This window comes from Actinomadura sp. NTSP31, assembly GCF_041951385.1.
Taxonomy (GTDB): Bacteria; Actinomycetota; Actinomycetes; order Streptosporangiales; family Streptosporangiaceae; genus Spirillospora; species Spirillospora napierensis.
On the sequence record NZ_JBGNUT010000016.1, the window covers coordinates 195799 to 218010 of the forward strand.

Below are 22212 nucleotides of genomic sequence, written 5' to 3' on the forward strand. Positions count from 1 at the left end.
GAATGATCGCGAATGGCTTGCGATCATTCTTGGTCGTCCTGCGGATGACGGCCCGGTCACGACCTCCTGGCCGCGTCAGTCGTCAGAACGCGCTTGTGATAGCTCGCAATGTCTCGGACCTCAACGGTGACCTGCGTGTTCAACCCCGCATCCGGCTTGATGTGGTCGCACAACACCGCGAGAGCCAGGTCGCCAAGCCGGGCTTTGACCTCGGAATCGCGGCCGGGAAGAATCGCCAGGTCGACGTGAACCATCGCCTCACCGGCTTCGCCGCTACCGATGACCGCTTCACCGATCGCCCGGAAGCGGGTCTTGAAGTCCGGTAGGGCGCTGCCGATCAGTTCGGCTGCGGCGGGATGAAACGTCAGCGCAAATCCGCGCCGATCGAACGCTTCGGCCAGGGACTCCGAGTATTCAACCGTGATCTGTGGCATATCGCTCTCATTAAAGGAACCAGAAATCAGGGGTCACGCAACATAATCCGATATCGTCGCCGAGCATATCTGCCTGGTGAGGCAGCGAACACCGCGACCGCCCCTTCTTCACCTGGGAGGCTGCTCTGAGGCTTTCGGCGGGTGTTCAGCGGTGGCGCGGGGCGTACATGATGACGGCCATCCCTACGAGGCAGATGACGGCTCCGGCGATGTCGTACCGATCGGGCCGGTAACCATCGGCGATCACTCCCCAGATGATCGAACCGGCTACGAAGATGCCGCCGTAGGCGGCCAGCACCCGCCCGAAGTGTCCGTCCGGCTGCCCTGTCGCCACGAAGCCGTAAGCGCCGAGCGCAACGATCCCGGCGCCGATCCAGGCCCATCCGCGATGCTCGCGTACACCCTGCCAGACCAGCCACGCCCCACCGATCTCAAAGAGCGCCGCGAGGAGGAACAGGGCGATCGAACGAACTACGAGCACGGTGAGCAGCCCCCGTCCGTGGTGCAGTGCGGCTTTCCGGGTGAGCCGGCCGGGTCCGCGAACAGTTCGTCCAGCAGGTCGGCGGCGTCGCCGGGCGCGCGGACTTCCAAATGCACCACGCCCTCGGCGAGGTGCAGGCGGAAGTCGAAGAAGGGGCAGCACCGCTGCTCGGCGGCCGCCAGCTCGGCTACCGGCCCGACACGCTCGGCGGGCCCGCACTGCGGGTCGCATCGCCCTTCCCGCTCGGGTAGTGCGTCCAGATGGTTCGCCGCGCCCTGCAAGGTGGCGATGAACCCGGCCGTCTCCGCCGCGCGCTGCTCGGCTTCGGCGATCCTGCCTGCCAAGCGCGGCCGCAGTTCGGCGCGGACCTGGGCACACGACCCGTCCTCCCAGACCTGGAGCAGTTCCGCGATTTCCTCAAGTGGCAAGCCGAGTCGTTTGGACGCACGGATGAAGCTCAGCCGTTCAAAAGCCGTCTCGTCGTACACGCGGTACCCGGCAGGGGTCCGGCCCGCAGGCAACAGACCCGCGGTCTCGTAGAAGCGCAGCGTTGTGGCCGGAACCCCGCTTCGTTCGGCGAGCTGGGAAATCCGCAGGTCATCCATAGTGATCACGGTAAACCTTCGAGCCTGCTCGAAGGTCAAGCCCTTGCGCTGCTCGAGCCGTCCCGAACCTGCATTTTCACGACCATCGACACCCGCGGCGGGGGGTTATGCTACGTGTGCCTCGGCCTAGGAGGCAGGCATGGTACGGCTGTGGGATGCGCTAATGCGCCTCGACGACCGTTTGCTTTACGACTCTGAGGGCCGTCTTCGTAGGAAGTCCTTCGCTCTCTCTCGGACTGTCGCCGTGGTCTCGGTCCTCGACCTGGTGGCGGGGGTCGTTCTGCTCACCGGCCGAGTGCTGTGGTGGACGGAGCCGACGGCAGGTCCAGGCGCGCTCATGATTGCCGGAGGGCTCTTCGGCGTCGTGCGATGGACGCTCGGACGTCGGCGCAGCCAGCGTCCCCGGCCGAGCGACTCCGGATGACTGCCTGCCTTGCCGGAGGACGCTTGTGTTGTTCTTCCCAGTGTGTCAGGGGATGCCGGGGACGGTCCGCGGCTCCGCTCGAGTGCCGCGCGTCAGGACTGGTCGCCCGCGAGGGCGATTGCGCGCGTCTCGGGAACTCCCAGCATCAGCAGGCTCGTGATCGTCGCTGCTCGGGCGCCGAGGGTCTCGTTCGACCGGTCGCTGTCGGCGATGGCGAACACGGCGCCGTAGGCGACCTGGCTCAGAATGCCCGCCGGCAGGTGCCGTGCGAACACGTCGCTGTCCTGGCCCCGTTTCACGAGGTCGGCGAGGAGCTCGTCGACCGGCCCGAGCAGACCGTGGATCGCCTCGCCGTACTCGCCACGGCGCAGCGCCAGCAGCACTCGGTACCGGTGCGCCACCGGCCAGAGGCGGGCGATGAAGTCGGCCCACGCCGCGTCCGCTTCCGCGTCGGAGGCGTTGACCTCGGTGAGCACGGCCGTCATCTCGGTGACGGCCCGTTCCGTGAGTGTCCGGACCAGGTCGAGGCGCGAGGGGAAATGGCCATAGACGGTGCGGCGGACGACGCCGGCAGCGGAGGCGATGTCACCCATCCCGGCGTCGGGGTTCTCGCCCAGCACGTCGAGGGCGACGTCGAGGATGCGATCGCGTGTCTCGTTCGTCGAGCGCGCACGGGAGGACTCGGTGGGCACGACACCATTGTTGCACTCCACTGTGCAATGAATCACACTGCACACTGGTGTGCAAAGAAGTAGGCTGCACATCAGTGTGCAACGGAGAGTCGCACACTGCTTCGAGCTCAGGAGAAGAAGGCATGACCGCACCGACGCCGCAGACCTCGGCCCTCGTCCGCCCGTTCACCGTCTCGATCCCGGATTCGGAGATCGACGACGTGAAGCAGCGACTGGCCAGAACGCGATGGCCGGATCCGGAAACGGTGGGCGACTGGTCGCAAGGGGTTCGCGTGGAGAACGCCAGATCTCTGGTCGACTACTGGGAGCACGGCTACGACTGGCGGCGCTTCGAGTCCGAACTCAATCGCTTCCCCCAATTCCTGACCGAGATCGATGGGCTCGACATCCACTTCATCCACGTCAGGTCCAAGAATCCCAACGCGATGCCGCTGATACTCACGCACGGGTGGCCGGGCTCGATCGTCGAGTTCCTGAAGCTGATCGGCCCGCTGACCGACCCGGCTTCGTTCGGAGGAGACGCCGCCGATTCGTTCGACGTCGTCGTCCCGTCGCTCCCCGGGTTCGGGTTCTCCCAGAAGCCCACGGAGACCGGGTGGACCGTATCGCGCATCGCAAGCGCGTGGGCGGAGCTGATGAAGCGTCTCGGCTACACCAGATGGGCCGCGCAAGGCGGCGATTGGGGTGCCGTCATCACCACCGCCCTCGGGGCCATGCAACCCGAGGGACTTCTCGGAATCCACCTGAACACCCAGTACGCCTTTCCCGCACAGATACCCGACACCTTGTCGCCGGAACAGCGCCACGCCGTGGAGACCCTCGCCCTCTACACCGGCGATCTCGGCGGGTCGAACCACCTTCAGGGCACGAAGCCGGAGACCGTCGGATTCGCCCTGGCGGACTCCCCCGCTGGTCAGGCGGCCTGGATCTACGAGAAGTTCCAGTCCAAGACCGACAACCACGGGCTCGCCGAGGACGCCCTCAGCATGGACGACATGCTCGACGCGATATCCCTCTACTGGTTCACCAACAGCGCAGCGTCGTCCGGCCGCATCTACTGGGAGAACAGATCGGCCACTCTCGCCGGCCCGAAGCTGACACTTCCGGTCGCCGTGACCGTCTTCCCGAAAGACATCCCACGGCTGCCACGAAGCTGGATCGAAGACACCTACAGCAATCTGATCCACTACGGCGAGGCCGACAAGGGCGGGCACTTCGCGGCCTTGGAACAGCCCGAGATCCTGATCAACGAAATCCGCACTGGCCTGCGCCCCCTTCGCCCCTGACGCCAACGCGCGAGCGTGCGCTTCGGCCCGGCCGCCAGGCACTGCCGGTGCTGGTGCACATGCGCTGCAACGCGACCTTCGCCCGCCTGGCAAGCTCGGCACACGCAAGAAGCTGTTCAACCGGCACGACGCCCAGGCCCGCGCACTCGGTGAGCAGGGCGCCGCCACCCTCAAAAGCTGACACCTCTTGCGGAAGGTCCCTGCTCCCCCAGCCACCTGACCGCCATCCTCGCCGCGCGTGATCGTGGCCCCGCAACGAAGGCCGCCAAGCCACCCACACGAACCAGCTGAAGCAACTGCATTGGGCGGCGCAGCCCCCTGGTTTAGGCCCGCTTCCCTGGCCTCTGACGGTGTTCGGTCTCCGGCGCGGGCGGGCGATGGCCCTCGACGCGGGGGCGTCGGGGGCCATCACCCGGATGGGATCGTCCCGCCCTTAGTCCCGTTCCGGCAGGTCCGGCCGCGGCGGACCCGTCAGAGCAGCGCATGGGCGGTGACGGCGGCGTCCAGGAGCCGCATCCCGCCGGGGTCGGCCAGGTCGAGACCGGTCAGCTTGGCGATCTTGCCGAGGCGGTAGTCGAGCGTATTGCGGTGAATGCGCAGTTCGGTGGAGGTCCGGCTGCGGTTGTGGCCGTGCCGGACGAAGGTACGGGCCGTCTCCAGCAGGACGGGGTTGCGGGCGAGAGCGTCCAGCTTGGCGGCGAGGCGGGTCAGTGCCCGGCCGGGCCGGGTGAGCTGGTATTCGAGCAGGACGTCGTCGAGCCGGTAGAGGGCCGGCGGCAGCTGAAGGCGATGGACGAGGTCGGCCACCTCCGCGGCCTCGCCGAGTGCGTCGGGCACGGCGGCCGGCGTGTCCGCCGCGGCGACGGCGGCAGTGACCGGGCGGGCGGTCGCCGCGCCGATCCGCCCGAGCAGCGCGGGCAACCGCTCGAGCGCGTCCGGCGCCCAGGGCAGCAGCACCGTCCCGCCGTCGGCGGTGAGCGCGGTCAGCACGTCGGCCTGCTGGTGGGCGTCCAACGCGGACTGGACGCGGCGGATCGTGCGGCGGGTGTCGGACTCGCCGGGCGCCAGGCGCAGCAACACGACGAGGTAGCCGGGCGCGAGCGTCACGCCCGACTGCTCGGCCAGTTCGGCGGCGGGTTCGCCGGCCAGCAGGGCGGCTACCAGGTCGCGCCGCAGGTCGCGCCGCTGGCCTTCGATCTGCTGCTGCTCGTGCAGGTGGGCCAGGGCGACCGCCGGCAGGACGCTCGCCAGGTACCGGAGGGAGTGGACGGCGTAGCGGCGCAGCTCGAGCGCGTCGATCCCCTCGGACAGCAGCTCGAACTCGGTCATCGTGGCGACCAGGTAAGCGGCGATGGCCGCGTCCAGCGGCAGTCCGTCCGCCGCGCGCCGCGCGGACCAGTCGATGATCTCGGTCAGCTCGACGGGGTCCGGGACGCGCTCGTCCTTGAGGGTCCTGGCGATCAGCCGGGTGGTCTCGGTGAACGCGCGGTGCACCTCACCGTCGAGCAGATCGCGCGGCAGCGCCCGGTAGAACGGGATCTCGGTGGCGCAGCGGTCGACGGCGGCACGCGTGATCTCGGCCAGCCGCGCCGTCATCTGGTCCTCGATTCGGGACATTGCCCAATTCTTCCACGCCAGAATTGCCGCGGATGCGCACAGCCAAGCGTCCCGGAAGCTGGCAAATTGGGCATTCGTCACACCGGGCCGTTCGGTCGGCCCGTCCGTCCCGAGGAGCTCTCATGCGTCCGCCTCCCCCTGCTCGCCGCCGCGATGGCGGGCGTGCCTCGCGGCACCGGGTCCACGGCGTCCACGCCGCGGCCGCGGAGCGGAACGCCGAAGCCCGCCGGGTGCCGGGGCCGTAGGCCTGCGTCCGGTCCGCCGACGCCCGCCCCGGTCGCCGCCAGGCATCGAATGGACGTCAACCCTGTCGACCGACCCTCGAACGAGGACCACCATGTCGCTTCCGGCCCGGCTCTCCGCCCTCGGCACGCCCGTCCTCCCGGCCTCGGTCGCGAGCATCGGAGACCAGGACGCGCTGCTCGGCGGACTGCACCGGCACGTCGCCGGCATCGCCCGGGACGCCGTCCGTGAGATCGACCGGGAACTGCCCGGCTACCTGCGCACCCACGACGCCCGGTACGCCGGGATGCCGGCCTTCACGGCCGAATGGGCCATCGGCCATTTCGTCGGACTGCTCGGCGACCCCGGCCTGCCGTCCGCCGCCATCACCGAGCACTTCCGCAGGCTCGGGGCCGGGGAGGCGCGCAGGGGCCGCCACCTGGAGATGTTCCAGGCCGCGCTCAGGATCGCCGCCGGCGTCGCCGTCCGGCGGCTGACCGAGGAGGCGGAACGGCTGGACGCCGGCGTCACCTCGGCGACCGTGGTGCGGATGACGCAGGCGGTGCTCGGGTACCTCGACCAACTCGCCTCCGCGGCCGCCGACGGCCACGCCGACAGCGGCGCCCGGCAGGCCGGGCATCTCAGGTCGCAGCGGCGCATGCTGCTGGAAAAGATCATCGAACCCGGCACCGATCTCTCGCAGGTCCGCTTCCTCGCCGCCGACTGCGGCTGGCCGATGCCGCGGACGGTGGCGGCGGTCGCGCTGGCGGAGGCGGGCGGCGGCCTCGGCGCGCGGCGCGCCCTGCCGCCGGACGTCCTCCGCGGCCTCCACCTGGACGACCCGTGCCTGATCGTCCCGGACCCGGACGGCCCGGGACGCCGCCGCGCCGTGGACACCGCGCTGACCGGGCAGGCCGCGGCGGTCGGCCCGACCGTGCCGGTGACCCGCTGCGCCGAGTCACTGCGGCTGGCACGGCAGGCTCTGGCGCTCGCGCAGGAGGGCGTCATCGAGGCACCGTTGCCGATCGCGGCCGTCGACCACATTCCGCTGACGATGCTGGGCCGGTCGCCGGAGCTGGCTTCGTTGCTGGTCGACCGGAAACTCCGCCCGCTTCTGCGCTCGCCGCGCGCCCATGCCCGCGACAAGCTGGTCGAGACGTTCCTGTTCTGCATCGAGGGCAATTTCAACGCGACCGAGGTCGCCGCCCGCATGCATGTGCACGCCCAGACCGTCCGCTACCGCGTCCGCCAACTCGAGGCTCTGTTCGGCGACGACCTGCACGACCCGGCGCAACGGCTGGAATTCCATCTGGCGCTGCGCGCGTGGCTCGCTCCGCGCCGTTGATCGCGGGCCGGTCGTCAGGGCGTCAGGACGTCCGCCGGCCGGATCGGCTTGTCGAGGAACCCGAATCTGGTCATCGCGTCGGATACACGCTTCATGGCGGCGGGATCGTTGTCGACCGCCCAGGTCGTGGGTATGGCGATCGACGCTGCCTGCGCAGCGGACAGGTGCATGAACGTGGGCAGTGTGCCGCGGACGAGTTCCGGGTCCTTCTCGGCCAGCTGCGAGGCCTCTTTCAAGGCGGATCGGAACTCGGCGACGGTATCGCGGTGGCCGTTGATCCAGGCGTCCGTCCCGGCCCATCCGGCGATCGGGAACCCGGCGGCGCCGCCCGCCCATGCGTCGATGATCCGGGGGTTGCCCGCCGTGCCGGCCCGGCTTTCCTGGGTCCCGGTGAGCCAGGAGGCGTCGACCTGGCCGTTGTCGAGCGAGGACAGGGCGTTGGGCACCGGGACCTGGACGTATTCGACGTCCTTGGGGCTGACGCCGGCTTCGGCGAGCCGCAGGTCGACGACCAGGTCGGCGACGGAGCCCGTGCCGGGCACGCCGATCTTCTTGCCCTTCAGGGCGGTCATGGAGCGGATCGCGCTGCCCTTCCTGGTGAAGATGCCGTCGGCCCCGGCCTGCCCCACCCGGGACTGCGCGACGAATTTCAGCTTCAAGCCGTGGGACGCGCCGGAGAACACCGTGACGTAGTTGACCATGCCGATGTTCGCTCCGCCCGATTGCAGGGCCGCGACGATGGACGAGCCGGACTGGCCGGCCATGATGCGCACGTCCAGGCCGTGCTTGGCGAACAGTCCTTTCTGCTTGGCGATGTAGATGGGGGCGGCGTTGGGCTGCGGCGACACCAGGATCTTCAGCTTCGCCGTGCCGCCGGAACCGCTGCCGGACGAGCCGGACGAGCAGGCCGGGACGGTGGTGATCAGCAGTCCGGCCGCGATGAGGGCCGGGACGGTGCGGGCATGGCGGACAGAACGCATGACGGCTCCGGAAAGTGCGGTGATGGGGTGGACGACGGGCACTCCGGAGTCGTTCTGTTCCGGGTGCGGGGGGATCAGGTGCTGCGGATCAGGTCGTAGATCTTGGCGCGGGTGTCGAGGTAGTCGTCGAGGCGCTTGGTGCCGACCTGGTCGCGGGGGTAGGGGAGGTCGACGGAGACGGTGGCCATGACGTGCGACGGGCTGCCGGACAGGACGAGGACGGTGTCGGCGAGGTAGACGCTCTCGTCGATGTCGTGGGTGACGACCACGATGCTGGTGGCGGTGTCGGCGCGGATGGCGAGCACCAGGTCCTCGAGGTCCGCGCGGGTCTGGGCGTCCACCGACGCGAAGGGCTCGTCCATGAGGAGCAGCCGGGGCTCGGTGACCAGTGCCCGGGCGATCGCCACGCGTTGCTGCATCCCGCCGGACAACTGCCAGGGGTATTTCCTGGCGGCGTCGGGGAGGCCCACCATCGACAGCGCCTCGCGGGCACGCCGGTGTCGTTCGGCTCTGGCGAGCCCGGCGCCGCGCAGGGGGAACTCCACGTTCCGGACGACGCTCAGCCAGGGGAACAGGGAACGGCTGTAGTCCTGGAACACCACGCCGATGCCTTCGGGGATCCCGCGGATCGCCGTTCCCTCGAAGCTGACGGTACCGCCGGTCGGCGTGATGAGGCCGGTGAGGCAGCGCAGCAGGGTGGTCTTGCCCGCACCGGAGGGGCCGACGATGGACATCGCCCGCGTCGGTCGCAACGCGAAGTCGATCGCGGCGATCGCCTGGTGCGACCGGGCGCCGGTCCCGTAACGGTGCTCCAGTCCCTTGACCTCGAGAACGGGAGGGGTCGTCACTGGGTGCTCCTTAGAACGTGCCACCGCAGGGCGTATTTCTCGATGACCAGGAAGAGGGCGTTGAACAGCGCGCCGAAGAGCGCCAGGACGGTGAGGGTCGCCCACAGCGCGGGGACGGCGAAGGTGTTCTGCGCCTGCAGGGCGGCGCCGCCGAGGCCGCCCGCGCCGGCGAACATCTCCGAGCCGACGGACAGCACGATGGCCAGGGACATCGCGACGCGCAGTCCCGCGAACATCTTGGGGCTCGCGGCGGGGAGCAGGACGCGGAAGAAGCGCTTGACCGGACCGAGATGATGGAGCCGGGCGACGTCCACCTGCAGCGGTTCGATGTCCGCCACCCCGGACGCGGTGTTGAGCAGGACGGGCCAGACGCAGCTGAAGACGACCACGGTCAGGTGCATCGCGGTCCCGACGCCGAGAACGGCGATCGAGAGCGGCACCACCACGATCGGCGGGGTGCTGCGCAGCAGCAGCAGGGGTGCGCCGGTGTAGTCGCGGGCGGCGGGCACCGCGCCGATCACTGCGCCCGCGACGATCCCCGCACAGGAGGCGATGAGCCATCCGCCGAGTGCGGTCTGGAACGTCTGGGAGATGGCCGACCAGGCCGTTCCGGAGACGAACAGGTGCGCGGTGGTCCCCGACAGCCAGTCGCTGCGCAGCCGGTCCCAGATCGCCGACGGTGCCGGCAGGAAGAAGACCGGCCGGGCGGTGGCCCACCACTGCCACACCGTGAGGATCGCGGCCATGACCAGGGCGCCGATCAGGGCGCCGGGCAGGCGCCTCATCGGTTCCGCTCCGTCGCCCAGGGGCAGGCGAGCCGCCCGGCCAGCGCGACGACCGCGCCGATCAGGATGCCGAGGATGCCGGTGAGCACGGCGGTGGCCCACAGGACGTCGATGTCGCCGGTCGAGGTCGCCTGGATCAGCACGCCGCCGAGCCCCCGTCCCGCCGAGGCCAGGTACTCGGCGCCGATGACGATGATCAAAGCGAGGGGGGCCGCGGTACGCAGGCCGGCCATCAGGAAGGGCAGCATGGAGGGCAGGACGACCCTGGTGAGCAGCGTCAGGCGCCCGCAGCCCAGGACGCGGGCCGCGTCACGGGCCTGAGAGTCGACCTGCCCGACGCCGTAGATGGTGTTGAACAGCATCGGCCACCAGCAGCCGAAGGCGCCGACCGCCACCTCCATGGTGCGGCCCTGGCCGAGCGCCAGGATCGCCAGCGGGATGAAGGCGACGGCGGGGACGGGCCGCAGGATCTCGAGGGGGAATCCGAAGGCCCGGTGGGCGAGGCGGCTGGTGCCGAACGTGAGGCCGATGACGATGGCCGCCGCGAGCCCGGCCGCGACCGCCAGCGCGACCGCCACGACGGTGGCCAGCACGGCGGTCGGGAAGCCGTGCGCGGAGACGAGCCCGCCGACCTCGGAGGCGAGGTGGCCGAGTCCGGGGACACCCCACTTGCGCGGCCCCCACCACGACAGCGTCTGCACCAGCACCGCCAGCGAGGCCAGACCGATGACGCCCCGCGATGCGGCGCGGGCCCTCGGCCCGATCGGGTGCGCCGGTCTCCACTGCCTCAGGGCAGCCGCCGGGCTGTGTTGTCTGGACGTTGGAGGCTCCTCCCACGAGGTGTTGCAGGTCACAGCGAGCTTCAATGATTGTGTCCTGCAAGTCAAGACTGATGTCCTAAAAATCAGATACTTCGTCGCGGGCGCCCCGGGGCGGCTCACCGGCCGTTCCGGCATGCCGGAGGCCCGATCGGCGCAGCGGCCGACCGGGTCCCGGCGGGCCGGTGTCAGGGGTTGACGACCGCCATCCACATCGGCTCGGCGCGCCGCAGGACGGCCGCCATCGCCTCGGCGGCCTCGTGCAGCGCGAACCGGTGCGTGATCAGCTCGTCGGCGTCGAGCCGCCCGGCCGCCAGCAGGCCGAGCACGGCCGCGGTGTCCTCGCGCGTGCAGCCGCGGGTCCCGACGACCCGCCAGCACCGGGTCATGATGACGCGGATGGGGAACGGCAGCGGCTCGCCGCTGCCGCCCATGTGGACCAGGGCCCCGCCGGCCGCCAGCGCCTCCATCGCCTGGGCCGTGCCGGGGCCGCCGGGCAGGTAGTCCAGGACCGCGTCCGCCCCGTCTGGCAGCAGGTCGCGGAGCTCCCCCGCCAGTGCCCCCGTCTCCGCCCAGTCGGGGGCGAGCTCCTCCAGGGCGACCGTGCGGACCGGCACCGGGCCGGCCAGCGGCCGCACCGCCTCCAGCCGCGCGGCCGATCTCCCGACCAGCACCAGTTCGCCCACGTCGAACGACTCGGCGAGCTTGACGGTCGCGGTGCCCATCGCACCGGTCGCCGCCGTGACGACGACGCGTCCCCCCGGGCGGAGCCCGGCCTCGCTCAGCGCGCGATGGGCGTTGCCGAGTTCGTGCAGTTTGGCGGCCACGTCGAACCCGACGTGTTCGGGCAGCGGATCGACGAGCCACTCGGGGACCCGGACGTACTCGGCGAGCCCGCCGTCGTGGTAGCGGGCGTACAGCTCCATCGGCCCGGTGCCGAAGGCGGCGTTGCCGATCATCGCGGCCTGCGCGCACATCTGTTGCCGCGCGGTCGTGCAGTAGCGGCACGACCCGCACGACAGCATGGGGTGCACCCGGACCCTCGTCCCCACCGGCGACCGGTCGGCGTCCGCCCCGGCCTCGACGACCGTGCCGGCCACCTCGTGCCCTGGCGTGCTGGGCAGATGCGTGAACCGCCCGCGCGCCAAGTGCTTGGTGATGCTCGGGGCGAGGCCGGCCGAAGCGACCTTCACCAGCACGTCACGGGGTCCGGGCGCGGGCACCGGCACCCTTTCCAGGTGCAGGTCGAGGGAGCCCTCCCGGACGCGGACCGCGAGCATGCCCGTCATCGCAACGCCTCGACTTCGGCCGGGGTGATGACACGGGCCTTCTTCGCCGCCTCGGCCACCTGCGGCATGGGTTCGGCCGTGGCCACCGCCAGGTGGACGCTGCGTCCGGGATGGACTCCGGTGAAGGCGACACCGCGCGGGATGCGGACGAAGTCGCCGGGGACCAGGTCGACCGCGCCGCGCTGCGTCACCAGGGTCCGGGTGCCCTCCACCTGGTACTGGATCTCGTCGGCGTCGAGGTGACGGCGGTAGACGCGCCCGTCGGACGCCTCGGCGACGACCTGCCCGATGAGGATCCGCGGCGTCTCGTACAGCCAGGCCGTCCGGGCGCAGCGGACGAGGTGGATGCGGGCGTCGGTGCGCTTCGCCCGGTCGAGGAGGAGCCGCTCGTCGGCGGGCGCGACGTGGATCCCCTCGCCCCGCCCGCCGCGCATCTCGGTGATCATCTCGTTCTGGACGGCGGGCGCCCAGCCGGGGAACGGCGTCTGCAGGTACTCGGCGACCCGCGTCGGGGGGATGCGCTCGACGACCGGTCCCGGACTGTAGAAGAGCAGGTGGATGTCGCCGTCGCCGAGGTTGTCGTGCGCCACGCCGGTCGGGATGCGGGACAGGTCGCCGGCGGTGTGGGTGATCGTTCCGAGTTCGCTGATCAGCGCCCGGCGGCCCGTCACCTGGTAGGAGAACTCCTCGACGTCGGCGTTGCGGTGGTAGAACCCCTGGCGGCCCGTCATCGTCTGGACTTCCATCCGCAGGGCGTCGCTCTGGAACAGGCCCTGGGGATGGGTGCGGCCGCGGTCGACGTACTCGGGGCTGAAATGGACGGCCTCGATCGGATCGTGGTCGCGCAGGGCGCGGGCGCGAATCGGCAGCGGCTCGCCGATGAGCAGTTCCTCCCGGCGTTCGAGCACCACGGGCGGTCCGGTGAAGGGGAAGGTGTCGAGGTGTTCTTGCACGATGCCCATGTCAGAGGTATCCGTTCTCCCCGTAGAAGGCCGCCGCGCCCGGGTGGAGCGGAACCGGCGGGTCCAGTGGCAGGCTGCGCATGTCGATCGGGCTGGTCATCGCGGCGGTCGGGCCGGTGAACCGAGCGGAGATCTGGTCCTTCTGCTCCTCCAGCGCCTCCAGCACCATGCGGGCGGTGGCGTCCGGGAGGTCTTCGCCGCAGTACAGGATCCAGCCGGAGAAGTCGATCGTCGGGACGTCCCGCTCGACGCCCCGGAGCCGCCCCTTGCGCAGCACCCCCGGCCGCATTCCGAGTTCGGCGCAGCGGGCGAGGACGTCCGTCCCGATCGGCAGGTAGTCCAGGTCGTAGGTCTCGCTGATCCGCTTCCACCGCCAGGTCATGACGGCCTCGTCGAAGGCGGCGTCGAAGGACGGATCGACCGGGACCGACTCCGGCAAGTTGGGGTACTTGGGCCGGTCGTGGAGGATGCGGCCGCCCCACGACTCCAGGTCGGCGACCGTGAAGCCGTAAAGCGAGAACAGCTGCTCCAGTGCGGCCGCCGCGGGATGTCCCGACTCCCTGGTGGGCATGGAGATCTTCAACGCGAGCCGCCGCTCGCGCACGTCGTGCAGGCTCGCGACGCCGAGCTCCTTGCGCACCGCCAGCACCAGCTGGTCGTCGTGCGCGAAGGAGGCGAGGGTGCGCAGTCCCTCCTGCCCGGCCAGATGCCACGCCGGCGTGGTGATCGCGATCTGGTAGCGCCCTTGCCTGACGAGGTCGGGGCCGTTGGACGCCAGTTCCGCGTACGGGGTGCCGGTGACCGTTGAGACCGTCGAGCCGTGCGGCAGCCCGCCGCGGGCCAGGCCGTGCGCGAGCAGGCTGCCGACGCTGGTGAAGTTGCCGCCGGGGCAGAGAAGCTTGATATCGACCACTGTGCTCTCCTTGCGAGGGTCCCGACACCCTAGCCTGTCCCACATTTCATGACTAGCGTCCTGCATAACGGGACACCCGACGATCGTTGCCGCGATGGCCGGGGCGGCCGAGTGGGGACCTGGTTTTCATGTACCTTTTCCTGCATGGCAGGACAGCGTTCGGAACGGGCCAGCGGGTATCGCGAGCGGAACTCCACCGCGGACCGCGCCCTCGACATCTTGTTGTTGTTCGACGACACCCGGCTGGTGGTCGGAGGACAGGAGGTCGCCGAACACCTGGGGGTCGCGCGGTCGACCGCGTACCGGTACCTGCAGAGCCTGGCGTCCTCGGGGTTCATCGAGGAGCAGCGGCCGGCGGGGTACCGGCTCGGGCCCCGCGTGTTCGAACTGGCGCGGCTGGCCCGCAAGGGGATCGGGCTGTCGGAGGTCGCGCGGCCGGTGATGCGGGAGCTGGCCGAGCGGATCGGCGAGGCGGTGCTGCTGACGCGCCGGACCGGCGCGACCGTGGTCTGCCTCGAGCGGGAGGAGGCCGACCACCCCGTCCGGCTGTCCTACGAGCGCGGGCACGTGCTGCCCGTCAACGCGGGCGCGTCGGCGCTGGTGCTGCTCGCCTGGGCGCCGGACGAGGAGGTCGCCGAGGTCGTCGAGCAGAGCGGCCTGCCCCGGTTCACCGACGCGACGTTGACCGACGCCGCCGCGCTGCGGGAGCGGCTGGCGGCCATCCGGGCGGCCGGGGCGGCGGTGTCGCGCGGCGAGCTCGACGCGGACGTGCTGGGCGTCGCCGCGCCGATCCGCGACACCGACGGCGAGGTCGTCGCGGCGGTGAGCGTCGCGGCGCTGTCGTACCGGGTGCCGGACGAGCGGGTGCCGCAGGTGAGGGACGCGGTCGAGGGGGCCGCCGCACGGATCAGCGAGCGGTTGAAGATCCTCGACTCCTAGCGATACGGGCGGCGCGACACGGGGCGTGCCGCGCCGTCGGCGCGGCTACTGGACCGGGCGGTAGGCGGGGCCGCCGTCATCGAGGAGGCGCTCGGCCTCGGCGTGGATCTGCTCGGGGGGCAGGCCGAAGTCGATGGTCTTGCGGAAGGGCTGGGGGACGTCCCGGTCGATGCGCAGGTAGACCTCGTTGCGGTTGCCCTCGGGGTCGAAGAAGTAGATCCCGAGGGCGTTGCCGTGGGTGACCTCCTGCTGCACCTCGACGCCCTCCTCGGCGAACCGGCGGTGGAAGGCGCGGATGTCGTCGAGGGACTCGACGCGCCAGGAGATCTGATGCTGCTGCTTGGCGCCGGCCGGGGCGGTGCGGCCGGTCTGCAGGACGAACTCGTGGTGCTCGACGTCGGGCCGGGCGCTGAGGAAGACGATGCCGATGTCGTCGTCGTGGTCGGTGACGGTCAGGCCGAGGACGCGCTCGTAGAAGTCGCGCATCAGCGGGAGGTCGTCAACCCAGAGTCCGGTGTGTCCTAGTTCGGCGATGGCCATGGACGGCTCCTTGTCCTGTTTTGCAGGAGTGTGATCCTGAATAATGAGCACGCTAGCTCATTGACCCTCGATCGATCCAGCTCTAGCTTGTATCGAAAAGCAGGATGCGTGCTTCGAAACACAGGACAGGATGTGGGATGCGCTTCGTCGCCTACCAGGATGAGGACGGAGCCGAAGCGGTCGGCCGGCTCGACGGGAGACGGGTCCACCGGCTGCGCGGCGTCGACCGGATCGACCGCGCGGTGCGCGACCTGGAACGGACGCCCGCGGCGGAATCGGGCGTCGAACTGGACGGGCTGACGCTGCTCCCGGTCGCCCGGCCGGGGAAGGTCTTCTGCGTCGGCCTCAACTACCGCGCGCACGTCGCCGAGACCGGGCGGGACCTGCCGGAGTATCCGGTGCTGTTCCCGAAGTTCGCCTCCAGCCTGATCGGGCACGGCGCGCCGATCACGCTGCCGCCCGAGTCGTCCCAGGTCGACTACGAGGCGGAACTGGCCGTGGTGATCGGCAAGGCCGGCCGCCGCATCCCCCGGGAGCGGGCGCTCGACCACGTCCTCGGCTACACGATCTGCAACGACGTCACCATGCGCGACTTCCAGTACAAGACCCACCAGTGGATGCAGGGCAAGGCATGGGACGGCTCCACGCCGCTCGGGCCCGTCCTCGTCACCCCCGACGAACTGGACCCCGGAAGGCTCGACATCTCGCTGCGCCTGAACGGACGGGAGATGCAGTCCGCCAACACCGAGCGGCTGATCTTCGACGTGCCGCGGCTGATCGAGGTGACGTCGCAGTTCACGCGGCTGGAAGCGGGGGACGTCATCCTCACCGGAACGCCCGGCGGCGTCGGATACCGCCGTGATCCGCAGGTGTTCCTGGCCGACGGCGACGTCGTCGAGGTGACGATCGGCGGCATCGGCACGCTGCACAACACCGTCCGCGCCGAAGCCTGAGAAGGGGAATCCATGGGCACCGTCAAGGAGAGCTTCGAGGCCTTCCCGTTCGACGCGCCGCCGCGCCTGTTCCAGCGGCGCGAGGAGCAGTTGCTGGGCGATCCGCACACGCCGCCGGGAGGTCCCCCGAGGGGTCGCGACCACCCGCCGATCGAGGTCGTCCACTTCGACGCCGAGTACGTCCGGCGGGCGTTCGCGCCGCCGCGCGGTGTCTACGAGAGCGACTTCATGCGCCTGGAGTGGCAGACGATGAACGGCCGGCAGCCGTTCTACCACCGCAACTGCGACGTGGACGAGATGTCGTTCCAGGTCGCGGGCGTGCGGTCGCTGATGACCGAGTTCGGCACCGTCGATCTGGTGCCGGGCGACTTCTCCCGCATCCCGGTCGGCGTGGCGCACGACAACTACGGGCGCGAGGACATCCACGTCCTGTTCTACGTGCCGGCTCCGGTCGTCGAGGCGGTCCCCGCGGACCGGACGTCGGAGATGGCGATACCTCCGTTCGAGGGCTGGGAGCCCGCCGAGGTCAACGAGATGATCACCGAGTGCCTCGCGGGCCCCGGCCACGACATCGTGCTGGCCCCGGCCGACGAGCGGGCCCTGCTGGAGCAGGCCGAGGGCGAGACCGGGCGGATCCAGGTGCTGCGCCCGGGCGACGCGGCCGGGACGACCTGGCTCTACCGGTCGTCCCACGTCCTGATCGGGCGGACGGTGGCCGAGGCGTCCGACGGCCGCGTCTACCGCCGGATCCGCAACGCCGAGGAGATCCAGTACCAGACCAGCGGGCGGCGGACGCTCGTCACCCAGCGCGGAACGGTCCCGCTGGAGCCCGGCGACTTCGTGAAGGTGCCGGCGGGGATCGCGTTCACCTCGATCCACCATGAACCGAGCACCCACCTGACCGTCGCGTCGGCGCGCCCCGTCCCGCAGGTCAGCGAGGCGACGAGGACGGCCGAGCGGCTGCCCGCCACCGCGATCGAGGCGCTGCGATGACGGCGCGGGACCTCGCGGTCGCCGCGAACCGGGCGCTGGCGGCGGCCGGGCAGTCCGACATGGTCTGGGGGCATGCGGCGGTCCGCGACCCCGACGGGCGCGGCATCTGGATCAAAGCACCCGGCTGGGGCTTCGAGGAGATCGACGGCGACCGCGTCCACCTGGTGTCGTTCGACGCCGAGGTCGTCGACGGGGACGGCCCGCCGCACAAGGAATGCCACATCCACCTGGAGATCCTCCGGTCCCGGCCGGAGCTGCACTGCACGGTCCACTCCCATGCGCAGGCGGCCGTCGCGTTCGCCGCGCTCGACACTCCGCTGCTGCCGGTATCCCATGAGGGGACGTTGTTCGGCGGGGCGGACGTACCGCGTTTCACCGTGACCGGCGGCCTCGTCCGCACGCCCGGACTCGGGCAGGCCCTCGCCGGGACGCTCGGTGACGCACCTGCCGCGCTGATGCCCAGGCACGGGCTCGTCTCCGCCGGGCGGACCGTCCAGGCGGCCGTCATGCACGCCGTCCTGCTCGACCGGGCCTGCCGGACGCAGCTGGCGGCGATGGCCGCCGGGCCGATCCGGGTCTGGTCGGACGGCGCGGAGGCGGCGGCGAAACGGGACGAGTGCTGGCCCGACAGCCAGCTCGACGCCGGATTCGCCTACCTCGCACGCAAGGACGGCCGCCCGTGACCGCCTCCGCCGAACCGCCCGTGCTCGTCGTCGGCGCGGGCCCGGTGGGGCTGACCGCCGCGAACCTGCTGGCCGCACGCGGCGTCCCCGTCGTCCTCGTCGAACGCAACGCCGCCACCAGCGACGAGGCGAAGGCGATCAGCCTCGACGACGAGTCGCTGCGCACCCTGCAGGCCGCCGGCCTCGACGAGGCCGTCCTGGAGATCGTCGTCCCGGGCACGGGCACCCGCTACTACGACCGCAGGGGCCGTTCGCTGTTCCAGGCCCGCGGCCCGGAGCCGTACCGCCTCGGCCACCCGTTCAAGAACCAGTTCGCCCAGCCGGAGCTGGAGCGCCTCCTGCTGCAGAACCTCAAGGACCGGGACGGCGTCGACATCCGGTTCGGCACCGAACTGGTCGCGGTCACCGACACCACCGGCGGCGTCACCGCCGTCCTCGACTCCTGCGGCGCCCGCACCGAGCTGCGCGCGAGCCGGGTGCTCGGCTGCGACGGCGGCCGCAGCACGATCCGGGAGCTGACGGGCATCGGGATGACCGGGACCAGCCACCGCGAGGTCTGGCTGGTCGCCGACACCACCGGCGACCACCACGAGGAGCGGTACGGCATGCACCTCGGCCGCCCCGACCGGCCCACCGTGATCGTGCCGGGGCGGGACGGCCGCTGCCGCTACGAGTTCCGGCTCCGGCCCGGTGAGGGCGAGGGCGGTACCCCGCCCGACTTCGCGACCATCCGGAGGCTCGTCTCCCCCTACCGGACGATCACCCCCGAGCAGGTCGAGCGCGCGACGAACTACACCTTCAACGCCGTGGTCGCCGACCGGTGGCACGACGGCCGCTGCTTCCTGCTCGGCGACGCCGCGCACATGATGCCGCCTTTCGCCGGGCAGGGCCTGAACTCCGGCATCCGCGACGCCGCCAACCTGGTGTGGAAGGTCGCGGAGGTGTGGCACGGCCGCGCCGCCGAGCGGCTGCTGGACACCTACGAGCCCGAGCGGCGCCCGCACGCCGAGGCGACCGTCGCGTTCTCCGAGCGCCTCGGGCGGGTGGTGATGACCGTGGACCCGATGCGGGGGCGCCTGCGGGACACCGCCGTCCGGACGCTGCTGCTCGTCCCGTGGAGCCGCCGCTACCTGACCGAGATGCGGTTCCGCCCGCGCGCCGTCCACGCCGAGGGCGTCGTGGTCCGGACGGGCCACGGAGACGAGCGGCTGGTCGGGACCCAGCTCCCCCAGCCCCGCGTGCTCGTCCCGCCGGGCCTGCACGCGCGGCGGTTCGACGACGTCCTCGGCGACGGCCCCGCGCTGCTCGGCGTCGACGTCACGCCGGCCGCCTGGGAGCGCGCCGGCGACGCGCTCGGGTCCTGGCGGATGAGGCGGATCGACGTCGTGCTCGGCGACCGGCTGCCGCGCCCGCGCGACGGACGGCAGGCCATCGCCGACGCCGACGGACGGCTCGAATCCGCGCTGGCCGCCGCGCGCGGCCGGTTCGTCCTGGTCAAGCCCGACCGCTACGTCGCGGCCGTGTTCCCCTCCGCCCGCGCCGCGCGGGTGCGCGGCGCGCTGGCCGGCTACTTCACCATGGAAGGCACGGCATGACCCGTCCGCCCGAACCGAAGATCGACCGGTCGCTGACGCTGCACCTGCGCGGCGACTGGGGCGCCGCCAACCTGCACCGGGTCTGCGGCTGGATCTCCCAGGAGCTCACCGACCGGTGCGGCCCGTACACCAGGGTCGCGATCTGGAACAGCCGAGGCTACGCCGACGCGGTCCGGGCAGTGGGGCGGGGCGAGGTGGACGTGGCGCTGACCACGCCGGCCGCGTTCGCCACCGCCGCCCTGGACGGCCGCGGCCTGTACGCCGGCGAAGCGTTCCCCGAGCTGCGCGCGCTCGGCGTCGTCCCCCAACGGGACCGGCTGGTCGTCGGCGTGCGCCGGACGCTCGGGATCACCTCGTTCGCCGAGCTGCGCGCGGCGAAGCCCGCGCTGACGCTCGCGACGTCCGGCCATGACGGGGAGAACCACGTCGGCGTCGGCGCGCACGAGCTGCTGACCCGCTCCGGCGTCGACGTCACCGGCTGGGGCGGGACGATCCTGGCCGACGAGCGCCCCTGGGAGACCTTCGCGCACGTGCTGGCGGGACGCGCGGACGCCGTCGTCCACGAGGCCGTCATGCTGCCGCACTGGCAGGAGTTCGGCGGCGACCTCCACTTCCTGGAGGTGGAACAGGACGTCCTGGACGGCCTGTGGACCGACTACTCCTGGCCCGCGGCGACCGTCGAGGAGGGCCGCTTCCCGGGCTGCCCGCGCTTCCGCACGCTCGACTTCTCCGACTTCCTGGTGCTGACCCGCTCCGACCTGCCGGGCGACGTCGCGTACGCGATCGCGTGGGTGCTGGGCGAGACCCGCGAGGTCATCGAGCGCCAGTACCGGCACATCCCGCCGGAGAAGAGCCCGGTCACCTATCCCCTCGACCCGGTGGCGATGGGCCGCACGCCCGTCCCGCTGCATCCCGGTGCCGCCGAGTACTACCACGCCCTGCCGCAAGGAGAGTCATGACCGAATGGATCACCGTCGAGACCGCCGACGGGCCGATGCGGGTCTACACCGCACGGCCGGACGCCCCCGCCGACCGGGCCGTGGTCGTCCTTCAGGAGGCGTTCGGCGTCAACGACCACATCCAGGACATCGCCCGCCGGTTCGCGGCGCGCGGCTTCCTGGCCCTGGCTCCCGACCTGTTCCACCGCGCCGGGGTCGCCACCCTCGGCTATGACCGGCATGCCGAGGCGATGCCGCTGATCGGCGCGATCGGCCCGGACGCGATCGTCACCGACGTCCGCGCCGTCCTGGACCATCTGGACGCCGCGGAGGGCATCGCGGCGGACCGCACCGCGGTCGTCGGGTTCTGCTTCGGCGGGCGGGCGGCCTTCACCGCCGCCACCGCGATCCCCGGACTCGCCGCGACCGTCGTGTTCTACGGCCCCGGCATCGCGGCGGGCCCGCACGCCGTCCTGGACCGGGCCGGGTCGATCGGCGCGCCGATGCTGCTGCACGTCGGCGCGGAAGACCCGACGATCCCCGCCGACCAGGTGAAGGCCATCGACGCCGCGCTGCAGGACGCCGGCGTCGGGTTCGAACAGCACGTGTACGAGGACGCCGGGCACGCGTTCGCCTGCGACGCCCGCCCCCACATGTACCGGCCCGGCCCCGCCGGGACCGCGTGGGAGCGCACGCACGCGTTCCTCGACCGGCACCTGCCCGCGGCGACCGCGGACGCCCGGTGACGTCGATGCTCGCCGCGCGGGCCGACCGCGGCTCCGACGCGCTGCAGCTGGCCGAGATCCCCGTCCCCGAGCCGGGGCCCCTGGACGTGCTGGTGAAGGTCGCCTCCGCCGGGCTCGCACCCGGCATGATGCGGCTGCTCGCGCAGGGCGCGTTCCGGCACCTGCCGACCACCCTCGGGCACGAGGCCGCCGGGACGGTCGCGGCCGTCGGCGACCGCGTCACCGGGATCGCGACCGGAACTCGCGTCCGGGTGCACCCCAACCTGACCTGCCGGTCGTGCCGGTACTGCCGGACCGACCGCGAGATGATGTGCGCGCAGCAGGCAATGATCGGGCACGCCGCGTTCGGCGACGCCCCCATGCCGCTGTACGACGAGTACCACGACGGCGGGCTCGCCGAGTACGTCCGCGTCCCGCACTGGCTCGTCGATCCGCTACCGGACGCGGTGAGCTTCGATGTGGGCGCGAAGGTGCACGACCTCGCCAACGCCGTCCGCGCCCTCAAGCTCGCCGATCTCGCACCGGGCGCGACGCTCGTCGTCACCGCGGCGACCGGCACGATGGGGACGGCGACGATCGCGCTGGCCCGGCACTTCGGCGTGGCGCGGCTCGTCCTGGTCGGGCGCAGCGCGGAGCGGCTGGAGGCGGTCCGCCGCCTCTCCGCCGGCGTCGCCACCGAGACGGTCGCGCTGGAGGAGCTGCCGCCCGGCTGGGAGGAGGGACGGGGGCTCGCCCGGGCGCTGCGGAGCCTGCTGCCCGAGGGCGCCGACGCCGTCCTGGACTACGTCCCGCAGGGGCCGGTCACCCTCCAGGCCACGACATCGCTCACCACCGGTGGAACGCTCGTGCACATGGGCGCCAACCAGGCCCCGATGACGCTGCCCATGGTGGCGCTGATGAGGAACTGCTGGCGGGTCGTCGGCACCCGCGCCTGCACCCGCACCGACGCCGAACACGTCCTGGCCCTGCTCGGCGGCGGCGCGCTGGACGCGGCGGACCTGATCACCCACCGCTACCCGCTCGCCGGCGCGGACCGCGCCGTCGAGGCGATGCAGAGCCGGACGGAACCGATCTGGATGGCCGTCGTCAATCCCTGAAACACCCGGAAGGCCGGCCCGGTGCGG

23 protein-coding genes are annotated in these 22212 nt (G+C 71.5%); 10 read left to right on the forward strand and 13 right to left on the reverse strand.

Translation table 11 applies throughout. From position 1 onward, the window contains the following. Nucleotides 1-56: 56 nt before the first annotated feature. The 4 genes from ACA514_RS26865 to ACA514_RS26880 all read right to left on the reverse strand — a co-directional run bounded on the left by ACA514_RS26865 (nucleotide 57) and on the right by ACA514_RS26880 (nucleotide 2636). Nucleotides 57-434 carry a 5-carboxymethyl-2-hydroxymuconate Delta-isomerase gene (locus tag ACA514_RS26865; RefSeq protein WP_375044004.1) on the reverse strand — a complete coding sequence of 126 codons (378 nt, stop codon included), beginning with the start codon at nucleotides 432-434 and terminating at the stop codon, nucleotides 57-59. 145 nt (nucleotides 435-579) lie between these two features. Beyond that, the gene (locus ACA514_RS26870) at nucleotides 580-915 is read right to left on the reverse strand and encodes a YnfA family protein (protein ID WP_375044005.1); all 336 of its coding nucleotides are present in this window, start codon (nucleotides 913-915) and stop codon (nucleotides 580-582) included. Then, entirely contained in the window at nucleotides 906-1520 is a 615-nt protein-coding gene (locus ACA514_RS26875; protein ID WP_375044006.1) for a MerR family transcriptional regulator, read from the reverse strand. Before ACA514_RS26875 ends, ACA514_RS26870 begins: the two co-directional genes overlap by 10 nt. A 516-nt stretch (nucleotides 1521-2036) precedes the next feature. Beyond that, nucleotides 2037-2636 (reverse strand): TetR/AcrR family transcriptional regulator, encoded by a 600-nt coding sequence (locus ACA514_RS26880; RefSeq protein WP_375044007.1) that lies wholly within the window; start codon nucleotides 2634-2636, stop codon nucleotides 2037-2039. 122 nt (nucleotides 2637-2758) lie between these two features. On the opposite strand from ACA514_RS26880, the gene ACA514_RS26885 reads away from it, so the two are divergent. Continuing rightward, nucleotides 2759-3922: an epoxide hydrolase family protein gene (locus ACA514_RS26885; RefSeq protein WP_375044008.1), complete on the forward strand. Its 1164-nt coding sequence runs from the start codon at nucleotides 2759-2761 to the stop codon at nucleotides 3920-3922. A 471-nt stretch (nucleotides 3923-4393) separates the two neighbouring features. Here ACA514_RS26885 and ACA514_RS26890 read toward each other — a convergent pair whose 3' ends face one another. Next, nucleotides 4394-5539: a PucR family transcriptional regulator gene (locus ACA514_RS26890; protein ID WP_375044009.1), complete on the reverse strand. Its 1146-nt coding sequence runs from the start codon at nucleotides 5537-5539 to the stop codon at nucleotides 4394-4396. A 337-nt stretch (nucleotides 5540-5876) separates the two neighbouring features. Here ACA514_RS26890 and ACA514_RS26895 point away from each other — a divergent pair, with 337 nt between their 5' ends. Further along, nucleotides 5877-7106, forward strand: coding sequence for a PucR family transcriptional regulator (locus ACA514_RS26895; RefSeq protein WP_375044010.1), 1230 nt, complete (start codon nucleotides 5877-5879; stop codon nucleotides 7104-7106). Nucleotides 7107-7120: 14 nt separating this feature from the next. Here the strand turns inward: ACA514_RS26895 and ACA514_RS26900 are convergent, their stop codons facing one another. From ACA514_RS26900 to ACA514_RS26930, 7 genes are all read right to left on the reverse strand, one after another. Then, nucleotides 7121-8086 (reverse strand): ABC transporter substrate-binding protein, encoded by a 966-nt coding sequence (locus ACA514_RS26900; RefSeq protein WP_375044011.1) that lies wholly within the window; start codon nucleotides 8084-8086, stop codon nucleotides 7121-7123. 74 nt (nucleotides 8087-8160) lie between these two features. Then, nucleotides 8161-8934: an ABC transporter ATP-binding protein gene (locus tag ACA514_RS26905; protein ID WP_375044012.1), complete on the reverse strand. Its 774-nt coding sequence runs from the start codon at nucleotides 8932-8934 to the stop codon at nucleotides 8161-8163. Beyond that, the gene (locus tag ACA514_RS26910; protein ID WP_375044013.1) at nucleotides 8931-9719 is read right to left on the reverse strand and encodes an ABC transporter permease; all 789 of its coding nucleotides are present in this window, start codon (nucleotides 9717-9719) and stop codon (nucleotides 8931-8933) included. Before ACA514_RS26910 ends, ACA514_RS26905 begins: the two co-directional genes overlap by 4 nt. Further along, nucleotides 9716-10426, reverse strand: a complete 711-nt coding sequence (locus ACA514_RS26915) for an ABC transporter permease (RefSeq protein ID WP_375044014.1) — start codon at nucleotides 10424-10426, stop codon at nucleotides 9716-9718. Before ACA514_RS26915 ends, ACA514_RS26910 begins: the two co-directional genes overlap by 4 nt. Nucleotides 10427-10725: 299 nt before the next feature. Further along, nucleotides 10726-11826, reverse strand: a complete 1101-nt coding sequence (locus ACA514_RS26920; RefSeq protein WP_375044015.1) for an alcohol dehydrogenase catalytic domain-containing protein — start codon at nucleotides 11824-11826, stop codon at nucleotides 10726-10728. Then, nucleotides 11823-12788: a hypothetical protein gene (locus tag ACA514_RS26925; protein WP_375044016.1), complete on the reverse strand. Its 966-nt coding sequence runs from the start codon at nucleotides 12786-12788 to the stop codon at nucleotides 11823-11825. The genes ACA514_RS26920 and ACA514_RS26925 overlap by 4 nt, the downstream gene beginning before the upstream one ends. Before the next feature lies 1 nt (nucleotide 12789). Further along, nucleotides 12790-13701 carry a TAXI family TRAP transporter solute-binding subunit gene (locus tag ACA514_RS26930; RefSeq protein WP_375044017.1) on the reverse strand — a complete coding sequence of 304 codons (912 nt, stop codon included), beginning with the start codon at nucleotides 13699-13701 and terminating at the stop codon, nucleotides 12790-12792. Nucleotides 13702-13845: 144 nt separating this feature from the next. Between ACA514_RS26930 and ACA514_RS26935 the strand changes: the two genes are divergently transcribed. Next, nucleotides 13846-14640, forward strand: coding sequence for an IclR family transcriptional regulator (locus tag ACA514_RS26935; RefSeq protein ID WP_375044018.1), 795 nt, complete (start codon nucleotides 13846-13848; stop codon nucleotides 14638-14640). 45 nt (nucleotides 14641-14685) lie between these two features. Here the strand turns inward: ACA514_RS26935 and ACA514_RS26940 are convergent, their stop codons facing one another. Further along, nucleotides 14686-15180 carry a VOC family protein gene (locus tag ACA514_RS26940; protein WP_375044019.1) on the reverse strand — a complete coding sequence of 165 codons (495 nt, stop codon included), beginning with the start codon at nucleotides 15178-15180 and terminating at the stop codon, nucleotides 14686-14688. A 137-nt stretch (nucleotides 15181-15317) separates the two neighbouring features. On the opposite strand from ACA514_RS26940, the gene ACA514_RS26945 reads away from it, so the two are divergent. Genes ACA514_RS26945 through ACA514_RS26975 form a run of 7 tightly spaced genes read left to right on the forward strand, consistent with a single transcriptional unit; the run spans nucleotide 15318 to nucleotide 22185 of the window. Next, nucleotides 15318-16133, forward strand: coding sequence for a fumarylacetoacetate hydrolase family protein (locus ACA514_RS26945; RefSeq protein WP_375044020.1), 816 nt, complete (start codon nucleotides 15318-15320; stop codon nucleotides 16131-16133). A 12-nt stretch (nucleotides 16134-16145) separates the two neighbouring features. Then, nucleotides 16146-17126 (forward strand): hypothetical protein, encoded by a 981-nt coding sequence (locus tag ACA514_RS26950; protein WP_375044021.1) that lies wholly within the window; start codon nucleotides 16146-16148, stop codon nucleotides 17124-17126. Further along, nucleotides 17123-17809, forward strand: coding sequence for a class II aldolase/adducin family protein (locus ACA514_RS26955; protein WP_375044022.1), 687 nt, complete (start codon nucleotides 17123-17125; stop codon nucleotides 17807-17809). Before ACA514_RS26950 ends, ACA514_RS26955 begins: the two co-directional genes overlap by 4 nt. Before the next feature lie 20 nt (nucleotides 17810-17829). Beyond that, nucleotides 17830-19404: a bifunctional 3-(3-hydroxy-phenyl)propionate/3-hydroxycinnamic acid hydroxylase gene (locus tag ACA514_RS26960; RefSeq protein WP_375044031.1), complete on the forward strand. Its 1575-nt coding sequence runs from the start codon at nucleotides 17830-17832 to the stop codon at nucleotides 19402-19404. Next, nucleotides 19401-20363 carry a TAXI family TRAP transporter solute-binding subunit gene (locus ACA514_RS26965; RefSeq protein ID WP_375044023.1) on the forward strand — a complete coding sequence of 321 codons (963 nt, stop codon included), beginning with the start codon at nucleotides 19401-19403 and terminating at the stop codon, nucleotides 20361-20363. The genes ACA514_RS26960 and ACA514_RS26965 overlap by 4 nt, the downstream gene beginning before the upstream one ends. After that, entirely contained in the window at nucleotides 20360-21088 is a 729-nt protein-coding gene (locus ACA514_RS26970; protein ID WP_375044024.1) for a dienelactone hydrolase family protein, read from the forward strand. The genes ACA514_RS26965 and ACA514_RS26970 overlap by 4 nt, the downstream gene beginning before the upstream one ends. 5 nt (nucleotides 21089-21093) lie before the next feature. Beyond that, complete coding sequence (locus ACA514_RS26975) at nucleotides 21094-22185, forward strand: alcohol dehydrogenase catalytic domain-containing protein (RefSeq protein ID WP_375044032.1); 1092 nt, start codon at nucleotides 21094-21096, stop codon at nucleotides 22183-22185. The last annotated feature ends 27 nt before the right edge of the window (nucleotides 22186-22212 follow it).

What these genes read in the sequence shown, in the direction of transcription:
- ACA514_RS26865 (WP_375044004.1), bottom strand. Translation starts at nt 434, where the DNA reads ATGCCACAGATCACGGTTGAATACTCGGAGTCCCTGGCCGAAGCGTTC.
- ACA514_RS26875 (WP_375044006.1), bottom strand. Translation starts at nt 1,520, where the DNA reads ATGGATGACCTGCGGATTTCCCAGCTCGCCGAACGAAGCGGGGTTCCG.
- ACA514_RS26885 (WP_375044008.1), top strand. Translation starts at nt 2,759, where the DNA reads ATGACCGCACCGACGCCGCAGACCTCGGCCCTCGTCCGCCCGTTCACC.
- ACA514_RS26890 (WP_375044009.1), bottom strand. Translation starts at nt 5,539, where the DNA reads ATGTCCCGAATCGAGGACCAGATGACGGCGCGGCTGGCCGAGATCACG.
- ACA514_RS26895 (WP_375044010.1), top strand. Translation starts at nt 5,877, where the DNA reads ATGTCGCTTCCGGCCCGGCTCTCCGCCCTCGGCACGCCCGTCCTCCCG.
- ACA514_RS26900 (WP_375044011.1), bottom strand. Translation starts at nt 8,086, where the DNA reads ATGCGTTCTGTCCGCCATGCCCGCACCGTCCCGGCCCTCATCGCGGCC.
- ACA514_RS26910 (WP_375044013.1), bottom strand. Translation starts at nt 9,719, where the DNA reads ATGAGGCGCCTGCCCGGCGCCCTGATCGGCGCCCTGGTCATGGCCGCG.
- ACA514_RS26920 (WP_375044015.1), bottom strand. Translation starts at nt 11,826, where the DNA reads ATGACGGGCATGCTCGCGGTCCGCGTCCGGGAGGGCTCCCTCGACCTG.
- ACA514_RS26925 (WP_375044016.1), bottom strand. Translation starts at nt 12,788, where the DNA reads ATGGGCATCGTGCAAGAACACCTCGACACCTTCCCCTTCACCGGACCG.
- ACA514_RS26935 (WP_375044018.1), top strand. Translation starts at nt 13,846, where the DNA reads ATGGCAGGACAGCGTTCGGAACGGGCCAGCGGGTATCGCGAGCGGAAC.
- ACA514_RS26940 (WP_375044019.1), bottom strand. Translation starts at nt 15,180, where the DNA reads ATGGCCATCGCCGAACTAGGACACACCGGACTCTGGGTTGACGACCTC.
- ACA514_RS26945 (WP_375044020.1), top strand. Translation starts at nt 15,318, where the DNA reads ATGCGCTTCGTCGCCTACCAGGATGAGGACGGAGCCGAAGCGGTCGGC.
- ACA514_RS26950 (WP_375044021.1), top strand. Translation starts at nt 16,146, where the DNA reads ATGGGCACCGTCAAGGAGAGCTTCGAGGCCTTCCCGTTCGACGCGCCG.
- ACA514_RS26955 (WP_375044022.1), top strand. Translation starts at nt 17,123, where the DNA reads ATGACGGCGCGGGACCTCGCGGTCGCCGCGAACCGGGCGCTGGCGGCG.
- ACA514_RS26965 (WP_375044023.1), top strand. Translation starts at nt 19,401, where the DNA reads ATGACCCGTCCGCCCGAACCGAAGATCGACCGGTCGCTGACGCTGCAC.
- ACA514_RS26970 (WP_375044024.1), top strand. Translation starts at nt 20,360, where the DNA reads ATGACCGAATGGATCACCGTCGAGACCGCCGACGGGCCGATGCGGGTC.
- ACA514_RS26975 (WP_375044032.1), top strand. Translation starts at nt 21,094, where the DNA reads ATGCTCGCCGCGCGGGCCGACCGCGGCTCCGACGCGCTGCAGCTGGCC.